This window comes from Marinospirillum alkalitolerans, assembly GCF_045055655.1.
In the GTDB taxonomy this organism is placed as follows: Bacteria; Pseudomonadota; Gammaproteobacteria; order Pseudomonadales; family Halomonadaceae; genus Marinospirillum; species Marinospirillum alkalitolerans.
On the sequence record NZ_JBANFI010000015.1, the window covers coordinates 1 to 4,316 of the forward strand.

At 48.3% G+C, this 4,316-nt stretch carries 3 protein-coding genes; 2 read left to right on the forward strand and 1 reads right to left on the reverse strand.

From position 1 onward, the window contains the following. Positions 1 to 186 precede the first annotated feature (186 nt). Both V6U78_RS12575 and V6U78_RS12580 read left to right on the forward strand, forming a co-directional pair. On the forward strand, positions 187 to 444 hold the full coding sequence (locus V6U78_RS12575; protein WP_405341523.1) for a helix-turn-helix domain-containing protein: 258 nt from the start codon (positions 187 to 189) through the stop codon (positions 442 to 444). Beyond that, the gene (locus tag V6U78_RS12580; RefSeq protein ID WP_405341526.1) at positions 434 to 1,486 is read left to right on the forward strand and encodes a hypothetical protein; all 1,053 of its coding nucleotides are present in this window, start codon (positions 434 to 436) and stop codon (positions 1,484 to 1,486) included. Before V6U78_RS12575 ends, V6U78_RS12580 begins: the two co-directional genes overlap by 11 nt. Positions 1,487 to 1,527: 41 nt before the next feature. On the opposite strand, the gene V6U78_RS12585 is transcribed toward V6U78_RS12580, so the two are convergent. After that, positions 1,528 to 3,264, reverse strand: coding sequence for an Eco57I restriction-modification methylase domain-containing protein (locus tag V6U78_RS12585; RefSeq protein ID WP_405341529.1), 1,737 nt, complete (start codon positions 3,262 to 3,264; stop codon positions 1,528 to 1,530). Positions 3,265 to 4,316: the final 1,052 nt, after the last annotated feature.

Sequence of the window (4,316 nt, forward strand, 5' to 3'; positions counted from 1 at the left end):
CGCACTCACCGGCGGCAAAGTAGCGCAGCGGATTTGACGTCCGAGTGCAGTGCTTTGTTAGCTGGTATGCCTCTCCCCATCCCGCCCCTTAAGCGACTCATCGATAAAAATGCTACTTATAGTCGGTCGACCCAAAGTCATCACTCGCGTGAAAATAGCACACTTTCATAAATGGTTGCAATTTAGATGAAACATGATGGTTTGAGAAAACCAAGTGAAGATTTGACGCGGATACTTGCGGAAAATGTTCGTGGCTTTCGACACGCCAAAAGGCTTTCTCAAGAGGAGCTAGCTGACCTCTGCGGGCTACACCGTACATATATTGGCTCCGTGGAAAGGGGCGAGAGGAACGCAACCTTAAGCACATTAGAGACGTTGGCCGGAGCCCTTGACGTCAGCGTCATAGAGCTATTAAGCAAGCGAGATTTAAACGATGAAGTATGATTCTCATGAGCCGAATCAGTACGTTACCATGATAAGAGATAGCGGCTTATCTATCTATGACGCTATTGAAATAGGTGATCCTGATCTTTGGATTCCGACACTAGAGCTGGAGCAACTACTCAACGCCGCGATGAAGGGGCTTTCCCTCAAAGGCCTTCCGCTCCGCACCCGCTCAAAGGTCGTAAAAGAACATGTTTGCCGAGCCCTTGGGTATCCGGTTCCCTCTAGTTTTAAGAAAACACAGCCGAGATTCCAAGGACAGTTCTTTGACACGTATGTGCAGAAATCAAATAACCTTCAGGTCTGGAATGAAGAGCTTGCACCTTCTCGTCGCTATGTAATCATTCGTGTAAATGAGGAAGATACTATCGCGAAAGTAAAAGTGGTGACTGGTGATACTCTGGCCATGCTGGATACCACTGGAACTTTGACACAAAAATACCAGGCGCGGCTAAACCCCGGCGACGCCAAGTTAGAACTTATAAGCAAGGATGACACAGAGCTTCTTCGCCCCTTTGTACATTCCTCTGTGGATCTCACCGCTGTGGCAAGCCCAGTCAACCAGCCCCAAGCTGGTCAGCTTCTGCCTATAGGCGAACTTTTTTCTCGACTTCAATCACTCGTTGGAAAAAGCTTTTCTGATAGCGGCTATGACCAGGAACGCAATAGAGGAGCCGCGCTTCACCGGCTTGTTTGCCAAAGCTTGGGGTACGCAGACTATCGAGATGACGGGCAGTTCCCCGACGTGCGACATCAACTTCTAGAGGTGAAGTTGCAAACCTCACCAACTATTGATCTTGGTCTAGTCTGCCCCAATAGCATTGCAGCTTTGGATGTACCGATGATCGAGAGAAAGCAAATCCGACACTGCGATGTACGTTACGCCCTATTTTACGCAGTTACGGACGGGAAAGAGGTCACTTTAACGAACTTATTCCTGACTACTGGAGAAAAGTTCTTCACCCGATTCCCGCAATTCCAAGGAAAAGTACTGAACAAAAAACTCCAGATACCCCTTCCTGCTGGATTTTTCGACGATTAGGAATGCCGTGATTCCTCGAAAAACTAGGAAAACGATTTATATCAATCTGCCTTAGCGCTTGTAAGGGCGTCCCAGACCAGGGCGTCCAATTTTTCTTCGAGCTGCTCAGCCTCTGGTGAAGAGCTGCATTCGTATACCTGTTTTGCCATAGCTATGATTTTCTGTCCGAGATAACTGTATGGATCCGGGAGAGGAAACTTTTCAACATATTGAGTTATGAAACGACGGCGACCCGCATAGAGCTTATTGTTAAAGCGAAGATCATAATATTTTTCAATAAATGTAGAGTTACCAACAGCGCAAGCAAGCCATAAAAGATCTGACTGATCTGTGTTTTCACATATAAGCCAGTAGCAATCGCCATTAACAACAGAGCCAGCCAAATCAATCCAGAAGGTAGGCTGCTCGGAAATATCCCGGAAGACAAGTTTGGGTTGATCCCAGGCATCAGGATCTTGCGGAACCCATATTTCGTACCATTCCCTACCCGCTTCAATGACATATCGGCGTCCCTCTAGGGTTGCCTTATTTTCCTCAAGATAGGCTTTACTTCGTGGGTAGTTTTCTAAGTTCACGGCGCGCCGACGTCCATGCACGACTTCATGTGGATAAAGAATTTGCGCTTTCTGATCAGATACGAGTGGCCTGAAGCGATGCGCGATATGATGCGTCGCGAGCGGTTTAAGTAGCTCTGGGCAATCCTCTGGAGTCATGGTGTCCCAGTCTTTACGGATGAAAACCTTATCTGCACAGGTTTTGACTCCAACACGAATCTTACCAACATCGCGGAACGTGCCCCAAGTATGGGAATGCACTTTTGCTAACCATGCATCAACAGCTTCTGTAGCAATACGCCAAACCCCATCCGAAGTATCATTGGTATGGAGTTTTCCATGTTGAACTTGGAAGCGCCGCCCATCATCTATTTTAATTATACCTTCTTTAGAGAGAGCCTCGATTGGATCTGAGGCTTCATAGTTAGCCTGATTGGTGGTTTCGTATATTGTGGAAAAGGCAGACGCAGTCTGGCTATGGCCGTTTTTACCTTCTACGAGCAAAACTGCAGGCAGAACAGCCGCTCCAAAGAGCTTGGTATCCCCCAAGTCCCAAGCATGCCGCATGTTAAAGCGCTCGAGAATGGCTTGACGAATAGAAGCGCCAGATTTTGTAGTCATGAAGCGGTTAGAGACAATAATTCCAGCGATGCCTTTTGGCTTTAGAACCCGTGACATGCCAAGAATGAAGGCATAGTACAAATCTACACGGCCAGAGAGACCGAATTGTTTTGCTAGAAAATTCGCCTGCTTTGCACCCATAATTTGGGTGCGAACATATGGTGGATTAGCAATGATCAGATCATAGGATTCGGGAACAGACGCACCAAACAGGTCCCCATGGTCGTGAATCCCAAAGTTTTCGAGCACAAAATCAAGAAAGCTAACCGGTTCCAAATGGAATGAAACACTGGGGAACTTCTGCTTGAGCCGTCCTGCGGCGATACTCAGCGCATTGGGATCTGTCTCGAAGCCATAGACTTCGAGCTGTAACCCTCTCTGTGGCGGGAGTTGCTCTAGCAAGCTTACAAGCAGCTCTCCATGCCCTATTGCTGGGTCAAGAATTCGAAGCGTATTGTTGCCAGAAAGATTTCCGGTACTCTGCACGATCTGCCGGGCTACAAAATCTGCTAGCAGTTTCGGAGTATAGGTGGCACCAGATGACTTTTCTTCTGTGACCGAAGAGTAGCGTGACTTCGATCTGGCCAGATCAGTGACAGACATAATTTTCCCATGAGCCAAATGCTACTCATAGTATTCATTCCGCTTGCGAATTGCAATCCCTCTTTGCAAATAACTTGCGGTCTCCCGGGCAGCTCGGTTCATGCCAGCTAACGCCAAGCTCACGCGAGCGAAAGCGACGGCCGGTTTTGTGTAAAATTGAGCGCAGCGAAAACACAAAAACGGGCTAGCGGTAGTTTCGCGTGCAGCGCCTTGTTATTGCAAGAAACAACAAAAAAGAAAGCTAAAAGCTGCCAACGTGCAGCAAATGAAAAGCCAGGGTTAAAACCCAAAACCCCGACCTTGGCACACTATTTCTGAGTGGAGCTAACAGAATGCGCCAAACTCAGACCTGAAAAAGCGAGCAGATTGGGCGGTCTGTAAAGCCTGCCAAGTAGAGCAACGAAGCAACTCAAACAAAGCCACCGCTTGCCGCACTTGAAGACTGAGCCTTCATTTTAAAGCCAGCAAGAACCGCCCGATAACGAAGGCGTGGCACACTATTCAAAGCCCAAACCTGACGAAATCCTGCTAGAACAGCGCCCCGATCTGTTGCGGCGACCTGCCTACTATTCCGAAACCGCCGGCCTCAACCGACGCAACCAAGCCAATGCAATAACGCCAAGCTCACGCGAACGAGAGCGACGGCCGGTTTTGTGTAAAATTGAGCGCAGCGAAACACAAAAACGGGCTAGCGGTAGTTTCGCGTGCAGCGCCTTGTTATTGCAAGAAACAACAAAAAAGAAAGCTAAAAGCTGCCAACTTGCCGAAAATGGCCAACCTAGGTTAAAGCCCAGCAGCCCGATTTTGGCACACTATTTCTGAGTGGAGCTAACAGAATGCGCCAAACTCAAACCTGAAAAAACGAGCAGATTGGGCGGTCTGTAAAGCCTGCCAAGTACAGCAACGCAGCAACTCAAACAAAGCCACCGCTTGCTGCACCCCAAAACTTTCAACTCATGCAAACCAATACGAACAGCCCGATAACGAAGGCGCGGCACACTATTCAAAGGCCAGACCTGACGAAATCCTGCTAGAACAGCGCCTCGGTCTGT